Here is a 3,712-nt window from a genome sequence, read left to right as displayed (position 1 = left end):
TCCCGTTTCTCGCCCTGACACTTGGGGCAGTGTCGATTTCGACAGGAGTTATAACTTAGGCTAATATTGCCACAACTATCACAGGCATCTATATGGCCACCCAAGGCTGCGGTTCGGCAACGTTTTATGGCCGATAGGGTGCGTAATTGCCATGTATTTATTCCTATATCTTCTACCTTTTCACCCAAGCGATATAGTATATCGGCTACTTCCCACTTGGATTGCATACTACTGGGCAGTATTCAGCAAAAAGCGTATCTAAAGGACTAAAAGGTTTTACTCTACCACTTTGGGCTACGTGTAGATAAATCATCGTGGTCTCGATACTTTCATGACCGAGTAGCCCTTTCAGCGTTACGATATCTGTGCCATCTTCGAGCAAATGTGTCGCATAAGTATGTCTGAGCGTATGTACGTTTACGTGTTTAACTATTCCAGCTTTTTTGGCTGCCTGTCTTACTGCCCATTGTACTCCTTTTTGTGAATATCGGCTATCAAAATCGCCACCTTTGCGATTCTCCAAGGGCTGACCATTAAAGACCCAATCTACAGGATTTTCGGCTCCAATATACTTCTTCAGACCCCTAATAAGATGCTCACTAAGCGGAACATACCTGTCTTTTTTACCCTTTCCTTGATAAACATGGAGCATTTTACGATCAAAATCCAAATCTCTCAATCGGACATTCCTTGATTCAAAACAACGAAGACCGCAGCCGTACAAAAGGCCGATCAAGATTCTATGCTTCAATAAATCAGGTGCATTTAGTAGCCGCCAAATTTCTTCTTTACTAAGCACGACAGGAAGCTTTTTGTCTTTCTTAATACTGGGCAATCCCATATCTATCGGCTTAATGCCTTCTATTTTAAAAAGCAATCTCAAGCCGTAAATTGTAAATTTAAAATAACTCTCGGAGGGTGTTTTATGCTCTTCTTGTACGAGGTTGAGATAGTCCGTTAGTTGGTCTTCATCAAGTTCGGTAGGAATACATTTAAAATGCAGTGCAATCTTAGCTAAATGCCTGATATAGTTGAGATAAGTACTCCGACTTCGACCTAATATCGAAAGTTTCTTCTCAAACTTTTGGTTCAATTCTTTGAATCCCTTAATTTCATTGTCAGCTTGAGCAATTAAAGTGTGTTGTCCCAGCTCTTCAGGCTTTTTTTTGGTGTCATGATTATAAAATTTAATTGGTTTAAATCTAGTATTTCAATCAATATCATGCCAAAAACTACCGAAGGTTTAGTTCAACAGCAGCTACCCAAAAGGCGGGGTTTCGTGTTCCAAAGACAGTTTTGTGGTTAATCAAACATTAGTTTTTCAAAACAAGTTTTGTGGTAAAAGTCCCGCCCTTCGGGTAGCTGCAAAACGTTGTGCTTCATTATGAGAAACCGTACTACAAACTGATGGAGAATAAGAAAATAAAATATTATGACGAAGTAAGTCCTCTTTCTCATTTTTATGATTTTGGATTAACCCCTGATGATATTAAAGTTTCAATAATTGATTCATTTGCTCCATATTTCTCAAATCAAGAAAGCTTGAAAAAATATGCAGTTTCGGACTTAACATCCAATTGGTTAGCATACTTGTCGGTTTATAAGGAATATCCAGATTCTTTGAAATTTATAGACAACATATTAGACATTCTTAATGGAGCCAAAGAAAAGAACAAAAAACTAGCAATTGAATCATATGCACAATGGATGCCTGAAACAACTCAGAGTATTTCAAGGTTTTGGAGTTTACATAATAATCAAATGAAACTTCATAAATTATGCATTGAAGATTTCGTTGAAGAGTCATTGCATATGATAGGTCAAACAATTGAAGGATTGTCAAAATCCTTTTTTAAGATGCTTCTTCAACTCAATAAAATAAAAAGAAATAAGCAATATGATATTGCAGAGATAAAACAGAAAGATTTAGGAGTAGTAATTGATGAATTAATAAATACTACAGAGTTGGCAGATCTCTTGATTTTACAACCGCATAATATCAGATTAAATCAATGGCGAAATATTGCATATCACCATAACTCACGGATAATAAACAATGAGATAATTTGTGCCTTCAATAAAAGTGGTGATGTTTATGAATTCAAATTAACCCGACAGGAATTATCTGAAGTATTAAAAAGAATCTTACTGATTTTCAAATTAGTTCGGATTTCTGAGACAATTTTTGGATTTGACAACCTTGAAGATGTGCAATCCGAAGTTAATAAACTTGATAAAACCTTAATTAACGTAAGAGGCGATGGTAAATTATTAGACTTTTATTCTGGCATTGAATCACAAGGCTTTAGAATCGTTGAATTAAAAACATCTGATAGAAAATCAATGCTCATTTTAAAAGATTTAGAACCTTATGGCGACTTTATAAAAAGAGCTATTCATTCTTCACAGTTTTTATATAATTTATGGCTATACACAGAATCAGAATATCTACAAGTTGAATATCAATTATTTAATGGAGAGAAATTTTTCACTTCTGAAATTGATAACAAAGGTTTTATTGATTCGTCAGAGAAAAGCACTCTTAGTGAAATGCTTAAAAATGTAAAATTTACTCCTCACATTAAAGAATACCAAGATACTAACCCAATTGATACAATAAACTTTCCTGAGGAATTAGAAAAACTGAAAAGTGGCTACCTCTCTCAACAAGGTGAGAGAATTTCAATTAAGGAATTTTCAGAACAGTTTACTCAATCTGTTTTTTGTAATTATCTAGTACTTAAATCAGAAGGATTTGAAGATAATACAATTAAAATCAATGTCGGCTCTGACGGTTCATTAGTAACTGGAGAAAAGGATAATAAACCGATGGTTTTACAAGTTCCAGCTAGAATCATGAATTTGGCATTACAAAAATATATCATCAATTTGATTGGGAAGACAATTGAACTTTATAATAATGGTAGATTGCAATATGAGATAGTTGAATCTACAAAGCTGAATCATAGGTTTTATCTTAAGAAATCTCAGATTAGAGAAAGACTAATGGAAACTGAGGAAAAAGAATAACGAAAGCACAACAATATGTATAAAAAATTGCCGAATCGTATGTTATTTGAGCTTTGTAGCTCGTGTCAACTTCATCACAACTTGATAAATTTGAGCTTCGAAGTCGGCAACATTTCATACATTTAACGTTATCAGCAATCCAGAATATAAGCCTCGCCAATTAACTTAGTATGCTAACGTGGAAGCACTTATGAAACAATCCCTTAAATTTGAAAACTCATTGCAAGGCCGATTTTTAAACTGTTGCGTAATAGCACGAGTGCAATCCTGGTTGGAGTGTGTGTCATAACTTAAGTGGCGGTTCTGTTCCGATTACTATCAGAATACGAAACCCCGTTCAGAATATTTATTATTCCAAAAGAGCACTCCCTTTGAGTATTTTTTAAATTTAAACTCAAATTTTATGGATCAGAAAAATGAATCATTATCCATGGAAATTGTCAATCCGCATGCTGGTGGAATTGACATAGGTAGCCGTTCTCATTGGGTCTCAGTAGGTCAAAAAGAAAAAGACATCAAAGAATTTGGTGTTTTTAATGAAGACCTTCATGCTATCGCGGATTGGCTTGAAGAAAACAAAGTAACCACTGTAGCTATGGAAAGTACAGGTACTTATTGGCAAGCACTTTATGCCGTTCTGATTAGTCGTGGTTTTCAAGTGATCTTGTGTAATGGCAAGTTT

The 3,712-nt window shown here is 34.9% G+C and carries 4 protein-coding genes; 2 read left to right on the top strand and 2 right to left on the bottom strand.

Features of this window, described 5'->3' with window-relative positions; genetic code table 11:
• Positions 1-227, bottom strand: a 227-nt coding sequence (locus EGI22_RS15035) for a transposase zinc-binding domain-containing protein (RefSeq protein WP_255068919.1), incomplete at its 3' end; no start/stop codon positions are given.
• A complete protein-coding gene (locus tag EGI22_RS15030) occupies positions 206-1,093 on the bottom strand; it encodes a tyrosine-type recombinase/integrase (RefSeq protein WP_255068920.1) in 888 nt (295 codons plus the stop codon). The genes EGI22_RS15035 and EGI22_RS15030, both read right to left, overlap by 22 nt.
• A 314-nt stretch (positions 1,094-1,407) precedes the next feature.
• On the opposite strand from EGI22_RS15030, the gene EGI22_RS15025 reads away from it, so the two are divergent.
• Positions 1,408-3,030, top strand: coding sequence for a hypothetical protein (locus EGI22_RS15025; protein ID WP_255069286.1), 1,623 nt, complete (start codon positions 1,408-1,410; stop codon positions 3,028-3,030).
• A 403-nt stretch (positions 3,031-3,433) separates the two neighbouring features.
• Positions 3,434-3,712 (top strand): IS110 family transposase (locus tag EGI22_RS15020; protein WP_255069285.1); only part of this gene is annotated, 279 nt, incomplete at its 3' end.

The sequence above is a fragment of the Lacihabitans sp. LS3-19 genome, from assembly GCF_024343575.1.
Classification (GTDB): domain Bacteria; phylum Bacteroidota; class Bacteroidia; order Cytophagales; family Spirosomataceae; genus Leadbetterella.
This window is presented reverse-complemented; position numbering and strand designations above follow the sequence as displayed.